The organism is Mucilaginibacter metallidurans, from assembly GCF_003286435.2.
GTDB lineage: Bacteria > Bacteroidota > Bacteroidia > Sphingobacteriales > Sphingobacteriaceae > Mucilaginibacter > Mucilaginibacter gossypii.
Genome location: NZ_CP043449.1, coordinates 1751409 through 1772085, shown reverse-complemented (window position 1 = coordinate 1772085; position 20677 = coordinate 1751409). Strand labels below are relative to the sequence as shown.

Genomic DNA, 20677 nt, shown 5'->3' with positions numbered 1-20677 from the left:
TAGTGTAAATGTCATTTCACCTTCAGAGGCCCGCGGATTTTAATACTTGCAATGACGGTTTTTGATTTACTTTTAACGGCATTAAACATCTTTTTATTTAGCTTTTGAAAGCGAGAACGGTCTGTCTTCAAGCGCTATGCCACGGTTCACCACAGGTTTATCACCCATTTCAAAATGCAGTACACCGCCATTTATAATATCGGCCTGGGTGATCCAGTTATGGGTATAAGGCTTACCATTAAGCGTCGCCGACTGGATATACACGTTCTCCTTGTTGTTATTGTTAGCTTCTATCACGAACTTTTTGCCATTTTCCAAAGCGATGGTCATCTTTTTAAATAGCGGACTACCAATCACGTACTGATCGGTACCGGGGCAAACACTGTAAAAGCCAGCGGCGCTCAACACAAACCAAGATGACATCTGGCCTTCATCCTCATCGCCGGGGTAACCGTTTTCGCCTGCGTTGTACATCTTATCCATTACATCGCGCAAATGCTGCTGCGCCTTCCATGGCTGGCCGGCATAGTTGTACATGTAAAGCAAGTGGTGAATAGGCTCGTTGCCCTGCGCATACTGCCCCATTTTAAATTCGGCCATCTCCGTCATTTCGTGGATCACCTGGCCGTACCCTCCTACTTTGATAGTTCCAGGCTCGGTAAATACCGAATCAATCTTAGCAGTAAAATTCTTCTCTCCGCCCATCAGGTTGATCAAACCCTGCGTGTCCTGAAAAACAGACCAGGTCCAGTGCCAGGCATTACCTTCGGTATAGGGGCCACCCCAATCCATTGGGTCAAAAGGTTCAACCCAATTACCTTGCCCATCTTTCGCGCGCATGAAACGGGTTTTGGTATCAAACAGGTTTTTATAATTGTACATCTGCCGGGCAAAAACATCTTCATAAAATTTATTACCGGTGAGTTTCGCCAGTTGATATCCACAAAAATCATCGTATGCAAACTCCAGCGTCCAGGCGGTTGAACCAAGGGTTTGCGGCGTAAAAGGCACGTAACCATTTGCATAATATTCCTTCCAGCCAGGGCGACCATTGGCACTGCCCCACGGACCTTTATTGGTAGCTTCATGATAGTAAGCCTCAAGGGCTTTTTTGGGATCGAAGGTGCGGATCCCTTTTACCCAGGCATCGGTTAATAGGGATATGGCATGGTTCCCCAGCATTCCTCCCGTTTCACCCGGGAACGACCAGGCCGGCAACCAGCCACATTGTTGTTGTGCATCAAGCAGCGCATTTACAAGCCGGCCTTCCATTTTGGGGTGCAACACCGTATTCAGCGGAAATTGGGCACGGAAGGTATCCCAAAAACCATTATCGGTATACATGTACCCATCATGTACCTTGCCATCGTAAGGGCTATAATAGTATGGCTTTCCATCTTTATTATATTCAAAAAACTGGTGTGAGAATAGATTGGCGTGATACATGCACGAGTAGAAAGTCGCCTTCTGATCTTCTGTAGCCCCCTCAATGGCCATACGGCCAAGCAACTGGTTCCACACTTTATCAGCAGCTTTACGGGTATCATCAAATGATTTGTATTTACCCAGTTCAGTTGTCAAAGTAAGTTCGGCCTGCTCCGGGCTGATATAGGACGAAGCTACTTTGGCTTGTACAGTTTCTCCATCTTTAAATTTGATATAGGCCCCGATACCTTCGCCCTCTGCCGATCCGTTCTTTTCAGAAAGGGTATTGTTTTTATTTTCCCAGGTGCCGTAATCGGTAAAGGGCCTATCAAAAATAATGACAAAGTAGTTCCGGAAATCTTTAGGGGCCCAGCGGCAGTTGTTTACATAGCCTGTTATTTTCCGCCGGGCCGGGATGATTTTTACCCCGCTCATTTTAGTGTAGCCATCTAAAACAAGATAAGAGGCTTTACCTTTCGGGAACGAAAACCTCAGGTGCGCTCCCCGTTCGGTCGGCGACATTTCGGTTGTAATATTATTATCAAGTTTTACCTTATAGTAACCTGGTTGCGCTATCTCGTTATAGTGGCTAAATGATGCCGCCCGTTCATCTTCATTAACAACCAGTTTCCCGGCAACAGGCATGAGCGAAAACACCGCATAATCGTTAACCCACGAACTGCACTGGTGCGATTGCTGAAAACCGCGGATAGTGTGCTCAAAATACTGGTATTTCCATCCATCGCCGTTTTTGCCGGTTTGCGGTGTCCAGGTGTTCATGCCGAAAGGCAGCGAAGTAGCCGGATAGGTGTTACCGTACGAGAACTCATATTTGGTATTGGTGCCCTGCCGGGTATTCACATACTTAACAAGGTTAGCCTCCTGCGCAAACAGTTTTCCGGCATACATAAGCGCAACTGCGCAAATAAGTGAACGTATTTTCATTGGGTTATAATGGTATCAGAGGCAGATTTGTAGAATAATTAGCCTCTGAACAAAATTAAAAATTAAATCGATTTAGCAAGGTAATATTTTTATGTTCTTTAAACAGAAAAGCTTCGTCGAAAAAGTTCTTTAGAACATTGCTTATTCAAATTTTACCCTGATAAACCTTGGGCGGTACAGGTTTGGATATTTTTTCAGATCGTTTAAAAAATCAACGGAGTTAATATTGTAGCTGATCAGCAGTTCACCGGGCTTTGATAAGCTTGGATGCGCCTTGGCATTATAAACCACAAAGGTTTTGGCGATAAGGTCTGGCTTGCAATCCCATAATTTAATGATCGGGCCAAACGGACCTACCGGGCTTGCACCTATCCGCATCCCCACCGATGTGGTCATCCCCCCTACCTGAAATATCAGCGCGTAACGACCATCCGGCAGCGGACTAAAACTTAACTCATTTGATACACTGCTGGTTATATTAGTAACCTGTTCCATATCGGCAACCCAGGCTTTACCATTATAGAAAGTCCATTTGCTATAATCCTCAAAATCCCCGGGCAGTACACGGGCAACCATCAGGTGCTTGGCCATGCCACGTACCCCATAAACATAAATATAGCCATCGGGCTTTGGCGCGCCGGCCTCTTTGGTATTTACGTAAATGCCGGCACCAAACGAGCCGCTTTCCCCTTTCTGATCTACCAGGTAAAACGGCGTATCCATTTGCTTCAGGTCTTTATACGGAGGCTTACTGTTTGCCGGGATCTTGATGAGCGTGTTGCCAACTTCCCTGAAACCAAATGCTTCGTTGCTTACGTTATGTACCCTGTATCCAAAAATATAGATGCTGTTATTCAATGCCTGGTTTACAAAGCCATCGCCAAGCCAGTAGTAATCTGTAGCTCCTGTTTTAGGTGTATGGGGGATAAAAATAGACTCCGGTTTTCCTTTAGCATTTTTATCCCAATAAAATTTCATTTGTTTATCCAAAGGCTCGTTGCCTTTTAGTTCAGCTACTGCATTGTGGATCATGATGGCTCCCGGCGCCGTTGTGTTATCACGCACCGCGCCTATCATGCTATCGCTGAAAATAAAAAGCACTTTATCGTTATGTTTTGCCTGGCCGGTCTCCTTGCCACTCAAAGGAATGGTATAAATACCATCGCCCCCAAACCAGCCCGAATCACGCTTTAACAGGGCCGACCATTCCGGCGCGGCCTCTACCTTAAATTTAATATCGGTAAGATTAACGGTATCAGCTTTTTGTGAAAAGGCTCTATTGGTTAAAACCAGGCTCAAACAAGCTAAACAAACAAGGGTAATTTTCTTCATTAAATAATATTTATACAGGTAAATGTTTATGATGATGGCTTTTGTGTTTAGTAAACAGCACAATAAAGCCTGTTAATCCACCCATCAGCATTAAAAATCCGATGAAGCCAGCCTGGGTAAATGGTAAACCTAAAAAATGATAAACCGGGTTTATACGGATCTGCTCTATCAAAAAACGCTCGGTACCGTTTAACACAAGGTACAGGAAAAACATAAAACCGGGTGTAACTATCCGTTTACGAAAAACCCACATCAGCAAAAACATACCAATGCAAAGTGCAGCCTCATAAAACGGCGTGGGGTATACCGGGTTAGCCAGTTGATTGCAATAGTTACCCAGGCAACCAGGTATTAGTGTACCTGCATTGACAGCATTATGCGGATAATTGAACGCCCATATCCAATCGGGCAACCAGCTTAAAAAACCAGGCTTTAGATGTGGGTTAACCTTACCCCAATCACCGTCACCCGCCAGTTGGCAACCAATACGGCCAACGCCATACGCCAGCATCATGCCCGGCGAACCGATATCGGCAAGGTGTACCAGTTTCATGTTATGCCGGTGGCCTATATACAAATAAGTCAATGCGCCAAAGATCAGGCCGCCGTAATAAGCAAATCCGTTGGCCGAAAATATAGTACCCAGCGGATCATATCTCAACCTGCCAAAATGCTCAACGATATCAAAAAGCTTGGCGCCAATGAAACCGAAAAATCCAACACTGAAAACAATCAGCCCCATTAATTGATAAGGGTGTACAGTGTATTCGGTTGTTTGCGGTTTAGGCAATGCAAATTTCTTGCGATCGCGGTAAATCCAAAAGGCAAATGCACCTCCAATAAGTACGCCGGCTGTTAAATTTCCCTGCAATGAAAGAATATATGCCCGCGGGTTTGCAGCAAAGACCTGGTAATTAAAAACCGCTCCAAAAAGTTTAAAGCCAAATAAAAAACCGGGCAAAAAATTAATGATCATTTCGGCTGCCGAAGCGGATTTTCCGATGATTACCTTCCGCTTAAATGCACTGATCTTTCCAATGGCTTCATATCTTTTAAATTCTGACGTAAACACTATGTAGGCAAATAGAAAGGCAAGTGCTATAAAAAAACCAAGCGTTTGGATAGGAAATCCAATCCGGATATGGAAGAGATAATATATCAGATCGCCGATGGTTGGAAACATATTCTAATTTAAAGTTTATCTGCCAAATCAAAAAAGGAAGCCGGCACCGCAACGCCGGCCCCTTATGGTTTATCTATTGGTTTTTAAAAACCTGCCTGGATGCCCAGGTTAATCACCCGCTGGTTAATGTACGCATCGCCCGCGGTATTGGTGGCAATTTCGGGGTCCTGCTGATATTTTTTGTAGTTATCAAACGTGAGCAGGTTATATGCACTCATATAAATGCGGGCGTTATTAATCTTAAATGGTAACAGCTTGGTTGGCAATTGATAACCGATATCAACCGTTTTTAACCGCACGTAATGTGCGTTTAGTAACCAGTAATCAGAAAAATAAGCCGTAGGGCTGTTTACCGAAGTTGGATTGGTAGTTAACCTTGGGAAGGCGGCATTAACCGGGTTTTCGGGTGTCCAGCGTTCCTGGTGAATGGGCTGAAACTGGCTTTGAAATGGTTCGATACCTGTACCAATCACCGCGAAACTGTAGTTAAACGATCCCTGCAAAAGCACACTTACACTAAAACCTTTGTAAACAGCCTGCAATGAAAGACCGAGTATGGTATTTGGCAGGTTTGGATTGCCTATCGGCCTTTTGTCAAACACATTGATAACGCCGTCACCGTTCAGGTCCTGGTATTTCAGATCGCCGGGCTGTAGTGGGATACCGTTATCTGGCACGGGTACCGATTTGCTTCCCGAATTGATGGCGGCAATATCGGCAGCGGTATAGTATCCCAAAAAGTGATAACCATATTGCTGCCCGATTGAATGACCGGTTTGCGCAAGCCATGGATATGCCGGGGTAGCCTCATCTTCATATAGGATCTTGTTTTTAGCGTACGAGAACACGAAACCAACGTTGTACTGTACTTTGCCAAGCGTGCTATGATAGCTGATCTGCCCGTCAAGGCCCTGGTTACGGGTTTTACCGATGTTTACGGCAGGCAAACCAACACCCAAAATCTCCGGTATACTCCCCGGTGTAATCAGCTGATTGTAACGGATATCGTGGAAATAATCGGCTGTGATGGATATTTTATCATTAAACAAGTTGGCATCCAGGCCTATGTCAATCTTTTTGGCACGTTCCCAAACTACGTTTGGATTGCCCAATGAACCTTCATATATAGTGTTGTAATTTTGAGCTGTTTCGCCAAAATTGTAACCACCGCCCTGATTGTAAACCTGGTTATATACATAACGGTTACCCGGCGCTGCATCCGAACCAACCAAACCATAACTACCCCTTATTTTCAAAAGACTGAACATAGGGAGGGCCTTTTCAAAAAAAGACTCTTTGGCGATGTTATAACCAAAGCTCACAGCCGGAAAAATCCCAAAGCGATGATTAGCGGCAAAGCGGTCGGTGCCATTATAGGCTACGTTAAAGTCGAACAGAAATTTCTGTTTAAAGTCATATCCCACCTTGCCCGATATACCGCGGAACTTTTGCGGCACACCAACCTGCGCGCCATCAAGCAGCGGATAGGTGAAATACGTTTGCGAAGTTTGATTGAACAACAACAATCCCGAAAAATGGTGCGAACCACGGAATGTCCTGTCGTAGTTGGCATAAAGCTGCAGGTTGTAATTATTGGTATTGATATCGGTGCTGCCCGTTAAAGCATAAGTTTGATACACATAAGTAGCACCCGGCCTTAAGGAATATTGATTAGTAGCCGGATCGTAATGATAAGCAGGGATACCGCCGTTAAAAATTTGCTTGGTAAATTGTTCAATACTTGAATAAGCAACCCTGCCTGTTACCGAAAGACCATTGGTTAAAGCATCGAGCCTTTGGGTAGCGCCAAAAAGTACGTTAAAATCGGTACGGCGGGAGTGTTGATAGCCTCCTGTTGCCAGCCTGGCGTTAAGCGTTGGCAGGTGATCGGGATTAAACGACGAATAGGCGTAAGAATAGCTTCCGTTAGGGTTAAGATATGGCGCCGTAAAAGGCGTTTCCTTGGTAAAATTATATACCTCGCTCACTGCGTTCTGGTTATAAGGCTGGTTCAGGTCCGAAAAACGGGTGGTAATGTCCAGCCGCAGGTCAAGGGTTTTATTGGCTTTCAGATCGAGGTTTGAGCGAAAGTTATAGCGTTTGAAATAGTAATTGGTATTCACCAAACTTTGCGGATCGGCAAAATCACGTACCAGGCCATTCTGGTTTAGCGCGCCACCCGAGATGAAATATTTTACCCCGGTTGTGCCACCCGAAATATCCAGGTTGGCATTGGTTTGATAGGTGTACTTCTTGAAAATTTTATTATACCAATCAACATTGGGGTGACCGTATGGATCGGATCCATTTTTAAACAGGTCAAGGTCCTGCTGGGTAAAGCTAAGCGGGATGCCGTCATTATGCTGGGCCTCATTAATCAATACCGCTGTATTATATGAATCTAAAAACTGCGGCGTTTTAGTAGGCTGCTGGATGCCGCTTTCCACACGAAGGTTCACTTTAGGGGTGCCGGCCTTGCCGCGGCGGGTGGTCACCACCAATACGCCGTTAGCGCCTTTGATACCGTAGATAGCTGTAGTTGACGCGTCTTTCAGAATCGAGATGCTCTCTATCTCATTCACATTGATCTGCTGTAGCTGGTCATAGCTGTACTCGATGTCATCTACAATGATGAGCGGCTGGTTACCCGATGGGTTTAGCGAGCTTACCCCACGGATATAAAAATCTGAAGCATCCTTACCCGGCTGGCCCGAACCCTGCTGCGAAAAAAAGCCCGGCAATTTACCGGTTAAAGCATTTTGCACGTTGGCCGTTGGCACGGTACGGATCTCACTGGCCGAAATGGAACTTACAGCACCGGTATTGGTGATCCTTTTTTTGGTTCCGTAAGCTACTACGGCTACTTCATCCAAACCATTGGTATTGGTTTGCAGTATGATATCCATTCTGCCTGACTCAGATACACGGAGCTCACGCGGGATATAACCAATAAAACGCACAATGATGGTATTTGACTGCCCTTTAAGAACAAGCCTGAACTTACCACCCTGATCTGTAATAGCACCGTTATTAGGAACACCTTTTTCAATTACCGATACCCCCGGCAATACCCCGGTAATATCGCGTACAGTACCTGTTACGGTCCTGCTTTGCGCAAATGACACCGCCGGGAGCAGGATCATTAATATCTGGAAGAGAAGTATTATTTTTCTCATAAAGCTTAATTTTTTTGGTTTAACTGGCTGAAGTTTTGAGATTACCATCCTGGATTTTGTTTCATATTCGGGTTCTTCAAAACCTCGTCATAAGGTATTGGGTACAGGTACATCTTAGGCGCTTCGAATTTGGTAGTGAGCGCATTCACCACGTTATAGGTAAGGCTGGAGCCTATCTTCACAATGCTGATCCCCTTTTGCGGCTGGTTCATTACCGTTTCGGCAATTTTCCAGCGGCGGATATCCCAGTAGCGGTTCTCTTCAAAAGCCATTTCCAGGCGCCGCTCATTTTGGATGATGGCGCGCATCTCCGCTTTGCTCATACCGGCTTTAAGCCCGTAATTGCCGGTGCCCGCATCTATCCCTGCCCTTTTCCTGATGCTGATAACAGCATTATAAACCTCGGGAGTTGCTCCGGCCGATTCATTGAGTGCTTCAGCATAGCCTAAAACCACATCAGCATAGCGCAGGATCTGCCAGTCTATGACATGAGCAGCGTAAGCATTGGTGTTTTCAAAATTGCCCATGAACTTGCGCATGTAATAGCCCGTTTTGGTTTGCTGTAATGAGCCGTTAGGTTTGCTGGCCCCGCCTTCGTACAATTGCAGATCTGAGTTAAGCCATCTTGCCCCGTTATAGAGCACGGTATAGGTCAAGCGTGGATCTCGGTTCTGGTAAGGGTTGTCCGGATTATAACCTGATGCCGGATCGGTAATAGCCAAACCGTTTTTCATGGGGAAGGCATCAACCAATTGCTGTGTAGGACTGGTTTGCCCCTTGCCTACCGCCCCGGTAAAGCCAACCGGACCGTTAGTGGTTTCAATCGAGGATGAATTATCCGTTTGGCGGATAAATATATTTTCAGAGCTGTTTTGAGTCAGAAATACATCTTTAAAGCTGGGCAATAACGAATAAACATTCAGGTCCATTACCGCTTTTTCGGCAGCAGCGGCCTGTGCCCACCTGTCGGCGCTGAAATCGGTATAACCGGTTAGCAGATTTGAGGCATCAATATTCTGCCCGTTAAATAATGGGCTTGCCGCATATAGCAGTACTTTGGCCTTTAAAGCCATGGCGGCACCTTTAGTAGGGCGGTAATAATCAGCATTAGGGTTGCTCAGCGGCGCGGCCATCAGGGTGTCCTTAATGGCATCGCATTCGCTTACAATGTATTTGATACAATCGGCAAAGGAATTACGTGGCAAGGCTACATTATCTGTTATAGTAAACACCTTGTTGCCCAATAAGGGAACGCCACCGTAACGTTTAACCAGTTCAAAATAATACAGTGCCCTTAAAAAACGTGCCTCGCTTTTCCATACATATTTCATGGAATAACCATGGTATTGGGCCAGCACCGGCACTACATCAATATTGTTCACAAACTCATTTGCCTTGCGGATGCCTGCGTAGTAATAAGCCCAAAGGTTTTCAACGGCGGGGATAGTATATGAATTATAAGATGCTGTTGAAAGTATGGTTACTACATTTGATGATACCGAAGCCGATGACATGGCATCATCACTGGCCGCGTCAAGGTAGTCGTTCCCTACCCTATTGTGCCCGTTTTGGAGCGTTGCATAAATCCCATAAAGGAACATTTGGGCATTGGTGCCTAAGGAGTCCTTTTTGTCAAACACGTAATTGATAGTCACCTTATCAACCGGGAACTGCTCATATTTTTTACAGCCGGCCATTATGGTTAAGAAGCCGGCGGCCGCTAAAATTATTTTGTTGAAACTCTTCATGATCGTAATATTTTTATGATGGCCAAAATCAAAGCTTAATGTTAACGCCGGCATTTATCACCCTTTGAATCGGGTAAGCAGTACCATATACCTCCGGATCAAAATCTTTGTAGCCATACAGTGTATACAGGTTTTCGCCGTTTACAAATATTCTCAAACCCGATAGCCTGAGCTTATGCGCCCACTCATAAGGCAGGTTGTAACCTACCTCAGCATTTTTAAGCCTTACATAATTGCCTTTGCGCAGGTACAAGGTTGAGTTGGCGGTATTATTGGCGTTACCTATTGATAACCTTGGCGCAGTAGCCGTGGCGGCGGTTTCGGGTGTCCACCGGCCTAAAATGGTTTCGTACGCCTGCCCGCTGTAGGTAAGCCCGAGGAACCCCACACCTGCAAAGCCGTTCACCTGCGAGTTATTGAACGTCAGCTCACGGTTCGCTACGCCCTGTAACAGGAAACTCAGACTAAAACCTTTGTAATTGAAGCCCGCCGAAAAGCCATAATAAACCAACGGCCGGTTACCGCCTATGGCCGAAACATCAAACTGGTTGATAATATGATCGCCGTTAAGGTCTTTGTATTTTACATCTCCTGCCTGTGCGGTGTAACCGGTAGTTGTTGCACTGGTGGCAGCATCCTGGGCATCCTTGAAATAACCGATAGCCGTGTAACCATAAATAGCATTGGTTGAGCGGCCGGTGTGCCTGAGCCATGGGTAAGGATATGGCTCTTCGTCGCTAAAAATAATTTTTGACGATTGGATAGAGGCATTACCCGAAATAAAGTAATTGAAATTTTGGATGTGGTTTTGATAAGTTAAAGTAAGCTCGCCGCCTTTATAAAGGTTGATGCCTAAATTTTCATAAGGGTAAGCAGTACCCAGCAAGGCTATGCTGTTGCCACGTACCTGTAACAGATCATAATACCTGTCGTGGTAATAATCGGCAGTAATATTAAAATGATTATTAAACAGGGAAATATCAGCTCCTACATCCAGCTTGCGGGCTTTTTCCCAACGGATGTATGGGTTGGCCAATGTGTTTTCAAAATAACCCTGTACCGGGCTTTTGCTGGTACCTGTGCTGTATGAATAGCCCTGCGAAGGGCCGTAGGTTTGCAAAAAGTTATAGTATCCGTAATTATCTACGTTGTTGTTTCCGGTTTTACCATAGGTGGCGCGCCACTTCCATGAGTTTATCCAGCTGAAATTATCTTTAATAAAATCTTCTTTACCCATTTGCCAGCCAATACCGCCGGCGTAAAACAAGCCATATTGATTGCCCGGAGGATAACGGTTATAGCCGCTGCTGTTGGCGGCCGCTTCAATAAAGTATTTACCATCATAATTATAGCCTGCTTTTAATGCACGGTTTGTTGTTACCTGCGAAAGGTCATAGTTTAATACAACCGAGCGTACATCATACAGTGCCATACCGGTTATATTACTTTTGCCAAAAGTCCTGTCGTAATTAACTGATGCCTGAGCAAACGAGTAGCGGGCGCTTGAAACTGTACTGAACGAATTGCTTTGCGCAACTGATGAGCCCACTGCCGAATAAGAACTGTCGGCGTTAAAGGAATAGGCATTATTTTGCAATGAGCGATTTAAAAAACTTTGCGATGAAAAAGCAAGGTTGCCTTTTGCCTTTGCCGACAAACCTGGTGTTATGCTGCTGAGGTTATAATTCAGATCGAGATTGGCCAGTACATCATTGCTGCTGGTGCGCTGATAGCCTGAAAACTCGGTTTGTGAAAGCAGGTTGTTGGTATATGTTGTTGTACCGCCAAATGTGTTATTTGGATTATAAAGCGGATATGCATTGTTTGGCGTGCTGTAAAGTGCGCCCAATATGTTTCCATACCCTGCTCCTGGCTGCGTGCTTTGCTGGATACGGCCAAATAACTGCAGATCGACAGTGAATTTTTTGGTTACGTTAACTGCGAGATCGGAGTTAATGATATAGCGGTTAAGATCATTATTGGTGTTGTATGGTACAGCCGATGCCGTGCGGAACATCCCGGCCTGGTCAAGGTAGTTTAATGAAACACTGTAGCGTGCTACCTGGGTACCGCCGTTAACATTCAGCTTGTAGCTGGTCATTGGTGAATTATCGCGCAATATGGTTTTAAACCAATTAACGTCCGGATGTCGTAAAGGGTCGGTGTGGTTGCGGTAGGCGTTAAAATCGGCACTGCTGTAAAGGGCGGGCTTACCATCGTTTTGTAACGCTTCATTATATAAATACGCATATTGATAAGCAGGCAGCGGGTTTGGCAAGCCTAAAGGCTGTTGGCTGCCTGTTTGTGCAGTGAATGAAATATGCGGCGTACCCACCTGACCGCGTTTAGTAGTAATAAGTAAAGTACCGCGCGAACTGTTGATGCCCAGCATCATATTTGAAAGCGCATCCTTTAATACCGAAACCGATTCGATACTTTCCGGATCAAGCGACGCTATCTCACGCTGAACACCATCGATAATCGTTATCGGCCCCTGCCCTCTTAATGAAAGGCCGAACTCGGTATTGTCATTGGCCGAATAATTATTGTGCTGCACTACCGCCCCGATAAAATCATTTACAGTCTGCACGCCGGTTTGAGGTGCGGCGAAACCGCTATACTGCTGGGTATATAAACCGGGGAGTTGCCCGGGTAAAGCATAGGTATACAAAGTTGCTGGTGTGCTTGTAAGCTGATTGGTATAGATAGTTGATATGGCACCCACATTTTTTGATGTGCTGATGGTATCATAAAGCACATTAATGGTTTTAGGTGCCTGAATATAGGTATCTATGAGCCTCACCGTTAATTTAGCAGTGTTTTTAACAGTAACTTGCCGGGCGTTATAATTCGCGGCGGTAAATACCAGGGCATCTCCCTTTATGGCGTTGATAGCAAACATGCCGTCTTTACCGGTAGTCAGGGTACTATTTTTTCCTTTATTAATTACTTTAACACCCTGTAGTGGGTTACCATACTCATCAAGTACAATACCGCTTACCTGACCGGGCCGTGCAGGCGCCATGGCAGCTGTATCCTGCTGCATGGCTGCATAACTGGTTTTAACCAGTAGCAGCATCAACAGCGTGATACCTGTTAAACATTTATTTATGTAGCAATAAGCCATATTTTTCAGGTTTAAAATTGTTGGCAAAAGGTTTAAATATCGTTTTAGCAAAAGCAATATTGTGTAGTGCATTTGCTTGTTATTTACATTTTCAGATCAACCGCATTTAAATGTATAGGTGAACGGGGCATCAGTATTACCATAGCCTACCTTTACCTTGCCCGTTTTATCTGTAAGGAAGTACTCCATTCTTGTGATGGTTTGCGTATCCCCTGCACTAAAGAATGATCTCGGCCAAAACGTGAGCTGGTACTTTTTACTGGTGGCAGTAGTTTGTTTCAATAATGTTTTAGTGGTTTGCTCACAAACTTTTATGGTTTTGCCATCGCTGGTGTAGGCCGTTGCGCACAGGTAAACTTCACTTGCGCCGCTCAACTGCGTATCGGTAACTGTACCATCAAAAGTCAGGGTCACAAAATCGTTATCCAATGATTTTGGCGGATCGATAGTGGTAAGTTGCGGGTTACAAAAGTCAACCAGGTCACCGCTGCCGCCGGTTACTTCAAAACAGGTATTACCAAGCAGCACACTGTAATAAGTACCGTTGCCATCGCTGGTAAAACCGTTGCCGCTATCGGTTATGGTATAGCCCAGTTTAACCAACATGTTATTATTATCGGCGCCTACTTTTGTTTTGATATTCAGGTCGACAATAAACTCTACCCCGCCGGTATGGCTGTAGGCTTTATCAGTTTGATAAGCCACCCATTCCATGTCATCAATAAGGTTACCACCGTTACCGAAAGTTTTTTTCATGTATGCCGACCAGGTAAGGCCGTCGCCTTTTTTAGGTAAAGTACCGTCGGGTATCAGGGACATGGTTCCGTTACCTTGTTTGCTGGTGTAAGTTATAGTGGTATTCTGCGCTGCCTTCCAGCCTTTAGGCACCAAAAAACCAAAAATGAGGTAGTCGGGGCCTCCATCTCCCACGGTAGGGATATCACAGTGTACCGTTATCGGCACAACTGAACCTACGGTAGCTGTGGCCGGCTGATCAACACTGGTAATTTGTTCGCCGCAGCAGGCTAAAGCAATACCCAGCACCACCAAAGCACACAGCTTCCATAAATTTTTACCTTTTATATGTAAATATGATCTCATAATTTATTGGTTGCTTTTAGTTTATCAATTGGCTTTTTCAAGCACGTACACATAAGTATTATTGGTACAGCCCGGACTGAAGGTTATGCTAAGCTGCCTTTTGCCGTTTACTATAGGATAAGTAAAAGCTGTTGAAACCGGCTTATCGCCTGTAGCAGTAAAGGTGATCTTAAAGGGATACTGCGGATCATCAAGTGCAAAAGCACCATCCTTGCTTACCAGGAAGGGCAATTTGTTCATCAGTGTATACCCTTTATCGGTAAAGCTGATCCTGAACTGGCTAAAATCAATAATGGAGGTTAAATCGGTGCCATTACGGGTAGCTTTGATCACCCGCCAGTTGCCGGCGATATCTTTGGGGGCCTCGCTTCCGGGAACTATCTTTTCGGTTTTACATGATGATACTGTCATCATAAAGACAGCTATCAACAGCAGGTAAAACCATTTTGCTTTGTAATTATATTTCATATCAATACTACTATACTGTCGGTGATTAATAACCAGGGTTCTGAATCAGTTCGGGCGATTTGGCTACCTCGCTTTGCGGGAAAGGCCACAGGTACATCGCTTTACGGAAATTGCGTTTGCGCACATCAAATTGTTTGTAGGCCACCGCAGCACCATCGCGGTCAACCTCCATGCCTTTGGTAGTGATGTTGTCAGTTTGGTCGGCAATTTTCCAGCGGCGCACATCCCAAAAGCGGTGCTCTTCAAAAGCCAGCTCAATGCGGCGTTCATTTTGAATGGCTGTACGCATATCAGCCTGGCTCAAACCTGCGGGCAACTGGTATGGGTTTAAGCCCGCCCTTTGACGGATAGCCTCAACTGCCGAATAAACTAATGCGGTTGGCCCTTCATATTCATTAGCAGCTTCGGCATAGTTAAGCAGGATCTCGGCATAGCGGATCAATGGCAGGCAACGATCTGTCCGGTGCATAAAATCATTGGCCACAGCGGCCGGGTCAAGCATTTTATTGGTATAGTATCCGGTGGTAGTGCCAACATGAACGGCATCAGGCCCTGTTGTATTTCCGTTGTATTTACCAACAAAAATATTTATGGGTGAGGTACCTGACGAAAGCCTGATTTGCAGAGGTGTTTGGTCATGGATGATGCTATAATCCAAACGCGGATCGCGGTTAGCATATGGATTATTGGGATTATAGTTTGATGTAGGGTCTGTTATACTTTTACCGTTGCTCATCGGGAAAGCATCAACCAATCCCTGCAGGGGGAAAGCACCGTTTTTGCCTGTACGGGTTGGCGGCTGCCATAAGTTTTCTAAATCCACGTTGCCGGTCGGGCGCATCAACTGGAAAATATATTCGGTATTTACGCGCCTGGTAAACAGCTTTTGAAAGCCAAAACCCGGGGCAGTGGCATTGTCAACGTTGAGACTATATACGCCAGTTGAGATAACGGCAGCCGCAGCTTGTACGGCAAGTCTCCAGCGTTCTTTATCGTAAGCCGGGTATCCCACCAATTCAAGCGTTTTACCCTCACCAATAGATTGCCCATTGAACAAAGGGCTTGCGGCATAAAGCAGCACCCTTGATTTTAAAGCAAGGCAGGCCCCTTTTGATGCACGCCCATAGTTTACCCCCGATTGCACAGTCGGCAGGTCCTGCGCTGCCGCGTCACACTCGGCAAGGATATAATTCACGCAATCGGCATAGGTATTGCGGGCAGCCGGGATCTTATCCGTATACGTGTAAACACTGTCGCCAAGTAAATGCACACCGCCGTAATGCTTCAGTAATATAGCATAATACCAGGCCCGTAAAAACCGCGCCTCAGCTTTCATCTGTGTTTTGACGAAATTATTGATTGGTGCCTTAGGCAAATTTTTAAGCAACTGGTTTACCGAGCGGATATTGGTATAGCAGGTTTTATACGCATCATCGGTAACCACGGCAGCATTGATGGTGCCGGTTTCAAATGCCAGCGCGGTTGACCCGGCAGATGCTGATACTTCGGCTTCGTCGGAGGCAGCGTCGATACCGCCGTTAGGTGTAGGCGAAAGTATTGGCCCGTAGGTAAACCTTCCTGCCGCCGCACTAAAACCAACATTGGCGTAAATGCCGGCTAAAAACGATACGGTATTGGCACTATCGGTAAACACTGTCTCCCCGGTTAGGTTTGATGTTTGTGTTTGCCCCAGGAAACCTTCCTTTTTACACGAAGTAAAAACAAGGAAGCCCCCGAAAACCGAATAAGCAAGAACCTTGAAGTAAAGTTTTTTCATACTATAGGGGTTAGTTAACATCATGCTTCGACAGAGAAAATATAAAATCGTTTTAGCAATTTCATATTTTAACCCGCGGAGCAAACGTTTTAAAAGCTATTTGTTAATTGGTTTATAATTCAGATGTTGAAATCTGATACTAATATAGTTTATAAAAACGATTTAGCAAATTTTTCGAGTTATTTTTTTATAATTTCTAAAATCACAATTTCGATACCGGAATTTTAACAATTACAACATTTGCAATCGGTTGAAAATGTTGTAATTGTTATTATAAAAGCGTTATCTATTTAAATCGATAATACTAAACCGGAAGCCACTGGTCTGATTTTCTCTTTTTTGATACCTGAACGTGTACATTGAACTAAAAACGTAGCGCAATTTATCGGTAACCTGGCACTAACTATTTTTTCCACCAAAAAAACGACTAAAAAACAGTGCCTGATAGTTAATGGAATTGCCCCAAAATTCCCAGGTATGGCCCCCCGGCCTTACGGTATAATCATGGGGGACTTTACGTTCAAGCAGCTTTTCATGCAGTTCCTGGTTGGCCTGGTAAAGGAAGTCGTCATAACCAACATCAAAAGTAATAGCAAGTGAGTTGGGTTTTAACAGGTAAATGAGGTTTACCACGCTGTTTTGTTCCCACCTGTCGGGGTGTTCGCTGTATTTACCCAATACGCGTTCGATGCCAAAACTATCCGGAAAAGGCCTGATATCAACCGCGCCACTCATGCTCCCGGCAGCACCAAATTTGTCTAAATGCTTAAACGCTATATACAACGCGCCATGCCCGCCCATACTCAAACCGGTTATGGCCCTCCCCTTCCGGTCGGTTATGGTTGAATAATGCTTATCAACCCAGTTCACCAGTTCGGTACCTACATAGGTTTCGTATTGTGAATCCTTAATGATTGGGCTATCAAAATACCAGCCCGCAAAGTCGCCGTCGGCACAAACTATGATAAAATGATAAGTATCGGCCAAACCGGCAACAGCAGGGACTTTTTTAATCCAATCGCTGTAATTGCCGCTAAAGCCATGCAGCAGGTATAATACCGGGTACTTTTTGGTGCTTGAATAATCGGCCGGCTTGATCACCACAGCCTTAATGTCTTTGTTCATTATGGCACTGTGGGTCAGCACCGTATCAACCGTTGCAGCGGCAGCTTTCAAACTGCAGACTGCAAAGCCGATAAATAATGGAATAAATAGTAACTTTTTAATATTCATCAGTATATAGTGATTTTATTTTGAGGCGATGATGGTGATGCGATGGTTTTGCGGTTTATTGATAGCATAGATCTGGTTGGTAAGTACATCCATTTCTTTTTGCCAGGCATCGCGCAGGCTTTTGTAGCGGGCACGGGTATAATTATCTTTATTTCCATTAACAAAAATGTCTTTTTTGGCATACTTGCTTATGGTATCCATAGCGGCGTTGGTATCATGGAACAACAAGCCTTTGCCTTTTAAAAAGTCAAACTGCATCCAGGTATACATGCGGATACGCCTTTCAATATCCCAGCGCTCCTCGTTCAGTTCCCTAATCTGGATAGCCTGCTGATATTGCGGTGTTATAGTGATCCCGGCCAGGTTGATACCTGCGCCAAATTGCTCAGCCGACCAACTCCCCATTTTTTCTCCATCGATAAGGACATCATAATTGGCTGGTTTTAACCCTTTAACGGCAAGCAACTCCTGGTTCATTTCTTTGGTAAACGGCACAACCTTAAGCGCATCGGCTTGTTTTTTTCGGTTTCCCCAACCACGCGGAATAGTATCAATAGGATAAGGCAATGAATTTGCGAGGTAATTAAACGATACAGAGTCTGCCGAAGAAACCAGGTTAGTTACTTTACAATTCACCGCCTTAATGGTCTTTTTACTTTTAGCGTCAACAGCCACATCAGCCACTACTTTATTGCTGAAGCCCTGCGCCTTTAGAAAAAGATAAGCCATCACGAGGTGCCCGTCATTGTCAGGATGTACCCTGTCATTAGGCGTTAAGCTGAAGGTGGAATCTTTGGCTTGCTCACGCAGGTTGATCTCTGTCATGGGGTGGTAGAAATCAACATAACCCCAGTTATTTCTTTTTGCCGCTGCTTGCTGAAAATCGATCACCTTTGAAAAAGCCGCACTTTTTTTAGGATAGATGTTTTTGACAGTAAACTTGCTGGTTTCGTCATAAGGCGAACCGAGAATAAAAATTTTACGGATCTCGGGGTGTTGCTTTAGTTTGTTTTCCAGCAGTGCATAGTTATCGTATGAGCCCTGGATCCTTTTATCCATAACATCCTGTGCATCGGGGCGGTACCATTCAAAATACCCGGTATCATTCATGCCCCAGGTAAGGGTTAACACATTTGGTTTTTTGCTGAACACATCATCTTCAAAACGATCGTTGATCTGCCCTACAACATCGCCGCCAATGCCGGCGTTATAGCAGGTTATCCGCATGTTGGGAAACCGCGTCATATAATACAGCCAGATGTACGAGTGGTAATGGCCCCCATCTGTAATGCTGTTGCCAACAAAAGCCACCCGGTCGCCCGCGCGAAATGGCGCTATGTTTTGGGCAGTTACTGCTCCCCGGGCTGCTATCAGTACTAATAATAAAATCAACTTTTTCATTAACTGTTAATTATAATGTGTTCAGCAAAAAATAAATTCAAACTATAAACCCACCAGGCTGTACGGGATCCTTACTGCTTTTACCTGGTAAAAGTTAGGATCCTGGTTATTATTTACGCAGGTGGTTGTGCTGCAGCTGCCGCCATCACCGTTATAATTAAGGCAATAGGTAACAAGCAACTCGTTATGCCCGTTAACAAATTCAGAGTGGATGGCTGGGGTATAATATTTAGCCAAATGCCCCTGGTAAACATCATTAATGGTAAAAACCATTTTGGGCGTGGTGAAAGGCCCTTTAGGGCTGTCGGCTGTTGATATGTAGATATTGTGGCTCGCCGGATCACAAAAATAGCCCAGGTCCATTTGCATCATTACATATTTATTGTTCACTTTTGATATGGTCACATTTTGCTGGGTGGTATTGCCTGCACCTACAGATATAGCTGCTGCCGAAGCGGTTGTACGGGTTGACGACCATGAAGAGCCTGTCCAGAACGACCAGTTAGACGGGTTACTTACCGGGAAGCGGGCCAGGAATACATTGGACGTATTAAAGAAAACGCTTTTGCTTCCGTAAACATATACCGAATCGTTAGTAGCGTTTTTAACCATCCCGTTTGAAAACCCGGTTTCAGTTTGACCCGACATGCCCGCAGGTGTTAGCCGTGCGGCTGTGCCCCAGTTAAGTCCGGATGTATTTTGAGTTAAGTCATAAAGCACCTGGTTTTCGGGTGTAGATCCGTTGGCCGATTCAAATGTGTAAAGATAAACGTGGCTACCGGCCTCAATTCCTGCGCCGGGCCAGCGATAGGTTGAGTTATGATCGCCCGGGCTTTCAATGATCTCCATGCTGTTTACCGGCGAATTATTGGTAGTGATATTGGGCGTAAGGGATTGATCCCAACTGTGACTGGCCGGCTGCAGCAGGGCCGAATTGTGATACTTAAAAAACTGGCAATATAACTGTCCGTTACTTTGAAGTTGTGACGATTCATAGGCATCTTCAGTTATCCAAAGCACTTTTCCGTTGTTGGCGCCATAAGTAAGCGGGATACTTTTTCCCTCATCAAAAGCAACGGTGCCATTGGTACGGTGAAAAAAGTTCACGACATCGTCGTCGCGGTAAGCCTCGGCTATGAGCCCGTTAAGCAGCCAGGTTTGCGCCGTATTCCCGGCAACAAATACTTCCTGGGTAATAGGCGTACCATTAGTGGCAGATGATCCATGATTGGTGACCGCCAGGCCATTACCCACATTAATAATTTTATAAACGCCGGTACTTACTGCCTGAATATACCATTGCTGGGCATTGTTGGTGTTGGCTTTATCCTGCCATAGGCCTGTACCGGGATTCGTGGTGGCTAAGGGTACTTCCAGATATTTACCGCTGGCTACGTTCATGATCTTAAATTTGGTAGTGCTGGTTATAGCGCCGCTGCCCTGTTGTACAATTATCCATTTTTGGTTGGGGGCCGTAGCTGTACCGCTGCCCGAGTATTGGTTTTGTTGCGCACCGGTGCCATCATTAAGCATACCGCTGCTATTAATTTCAATAGCTTTACCGCTTAAAACGTTGGTGATAAAAAAGGTTCCGTATGAGCTTACCGGCGATCCGCTGGTTAGTTGTACGGAATCTGTGCGTACAAAAGGTTTGGGGTACTTAACGGCAGCTTGTTTACTGCATGATGCCAGCAAAGCCATAGCCGTTATGGTACAGGTGAACAGGTTTGTTTTCATAATTTGGTTTGGTTTATAATTTGG

General features: G+C 45.1%; 12 protein-coding genes. All 12 read right to left on the bottom strand.

The annotated features are described in order from the left end of the window. Positions 1 to 93: 93 nt before the first annotated feature. The gene (locus DIU38_RS07775; RefSeq protein ID WP_112654219.1) at positions 94 to 2370 is read right to left on the bottom strand and encodes a GH92 family glycosyl hydrolase; all 2277 of its coding nucleotides are present in this window, start codon (positions 2368 to 2370) and stop codon (positions 94 to 96) included. A 141-nt stretch (positions 2371 to 2511) separates the two neighbouring features. Beyond that, complete coding sequence (locus DIU38_RS07770) at positions 2512 to 3702, bottom strand: DUF4185 domain-containing protein (RefSeq protein WP_112654220.1); 1191 nt, start codon at positions 3700 to 3702, stop codon at positions 2512 to 2514. 10 nt (positions 3703 to 3712) lie between these two features. Further along, complete coding sequence (locus DIU38_RS07765; RefSeq protein ID WP_112654221.1) at positions 3713 to 4885, bottom strand: prolipoprotein diacylglyceryl transferase; 1173 nt, start codon at positions 4883 to 4885, stop codon at positions 3713 to 3715. A gap of 83 nt (positions 4886 to 4968) precedes the next feature. Then, the gene (locus DIU38_RS07760) at positions 4969 to 8061 is read right to left on the bottom strand and encodes a SusC/RagA family TonB-linked outer membrane protein (protein ID WP_112654437.1); all 3093 of its coding nucleotides are present in this window, start codon (positions 8059 to 8061) and stop codon (positions 4969 to 4971) included. A gap of 41 nt (positions 8062 to 8102) precedes the next feature. Then, on the bottom strand, positions 8103 to 9809 hold the full coding sequence (locus tag DIU38_RS07755; protein WP_112654438.1) for a RagB/SusD family nutrient uptake outer membrane protein: 1707 nt from the start codon (positions 9807 to 9809) through the stop codon (positions 8103 to 8105). 28 nt (positions 9810 to 9837) lie between these two features. Further along, positions 9838 to 12936 carry a SusC/RagA family TonB-linked outer membrane protein gene (locus DIU38_RS07750; RefSeq protein ID WP_112654439.1) on the bottom strand — a complete coding sequence of 1033 codons (3099 nt, stop codon included), beginning with the start codon at positions 12934 to 12936 and terminating at the stop codon, positions 9838 to 9840. Between the two features lie 96 nt (positions 12937 to 13032). After that, complete coding sequence (locus tag DIU38_RS07745; protein WP_112654222.1) at positions 13033 to 14037, bottom strand: DUF4961 domain-containing protein; 1005 nt, start codon at positions 14035 to 14037, stop codon at positions 13033 to 13035. A gap of 24 nt (positions 14038 to 14061) precedes the next feature. Beyond that, positions 14062 to 14505 (bottom strand): DUF5004 domain-containing protein, encoded by a 444-nt coding sequence (locus DIU38_RS07740; protein ID WP_112654223.1) that lies wholly within the window; start codon positions 14503 to 14505, stop codon positions 14062 to 14064. 25 nt (positions 14506 to 14530) lie between these two features. Then, on the bottom strand, positions 14531 to 16282 hold the full coding sequence (locus DIU38_RS07735; RefSeq protein ID WP_112654440.1) for a RagB/SusD family nutrient uptake outer membrane protein: 1752 nt from the start codon (positions 16280 to 16282) through the stop codon (positions 14531 to 14533). 399 nt (positions 16283 to 16681) lie between these two features. Continuing rightward, a complete protein-coding gene (locus tag DIU38_RS07730; RefSeq protein WP_112654224.1) occupies positions 16682 to 17515 on the bottom strand; it encodes an alpha/beta hydrolase in 834 nt (277 codons plus the stop codon). Positions 17516 to 17530: 15 nt separating this feature from the next. After that, positions 17531 to 18916: an SGNH/GDSL hydrolase family protein gene (locus DIU38_RS07725; protein WP_112654225.1), complete on the bottom strand. Its 1386-nt coding sequence runs from the start codon at positions 18914 to 18916 to the stop codon at positions 17531 to 17533. Positions 18917 to 18958: 42 nt separating this feature from the next. Beyond that, positions 18959 to 20653, bottom strand: coding sequence for an RICIN domain-containing protein (locus DIU38_RS07720; RefSeq protein ID WP_167516108.1), 1695 nt, complete (start codon positions 20651 to 20653; stop codon positions 18959 to 18961). Between the last annotated feature and the right edge of the window lie 24 nt (positions 20654 to 20677).

Coding starts and splice junctions, on each gene's coding strand:
- DIU38_RS07740 (WP_112654223.1), bottom strand. CDS start 14,505: ATGAAATATAATTACAAAGCAAAATGGTTTTACCTGCTGTTGATAGCT.
- DIU38_RS07770 (WP_112654220.1), bottom strand. CDS start 3,702: ATGAAGAAAATTACCCTTGTTTGTTTAGCTTGTTTGAGCCTGGTTTTA.
- DIU38_RS07760 (WP_112654437.1), bottom strand. CDS start 8,061: ATGAGAAAAATAATACTTCTCTTCCAGATATTAATGATCCTGCTCCCG.
- DIU38_RS07775 (WP_112654219.1), bottom strand. CDS start 2,370: ATGAAAATACGTTCACTTATTTGCGCAGTTGCGCTTATGTATGCCGGA.
- DIU38_RS07755 (WP_112654438.1), bottom strand. CDS start 9,809: ATGAAGAGTTTCAACAAAATAATTTTAGCGGCCGCCGGCTTCTTAACC.
- DIU38_RS07765 (WP_112654221.1), bottom strand. CDS start 4,885: ATGTTTCCAACCATCGGCGATCTGATATATTATCTCTTCCATATCCGG.
- DIU38_RS07745 (WP_112654222.1), bottom strand. CDS start 14,037: ATGAGATCATATTTACATATAAAAGGTAAAAATTTATGGAAGCTGTGT.
- DIU38_RS07750 (WP_112654439.1), bottom strand. CDS start 12,936: ATGGCTTATTGCTACATAAATAAATGTTTAACAGGTATCACGCTGTTG.
- DIU38_RS07735 (WP_112654440.1), bottom strand. CDS start 16,282: ATGAAAAAACTTTACTTCAAGGTTCTTGCTTATTCGGTTTTCGGGGGC.
- DIU38_RS07730 (WP_112654224.1), bottom strand. CDS start 17,515: ATGAATATTAAAAAGTTACTATTTATTCCATTATTTATCGGCTTTGCA.
- DIU38_RS07720 (WP_167516108.1), bottom strand. CDS start 20,653: ATGAAAACAAACCTGTTCACCTGTACCATAACGGCTATGGCTTTGCTG.
- DIU38_RS07725 (WP_112654225.1), bottom strand. CDS start 18,916: ATGAAAAAGTTGATTTTATTATTAGTACTGATAGCAGCCCGGGGAGCA.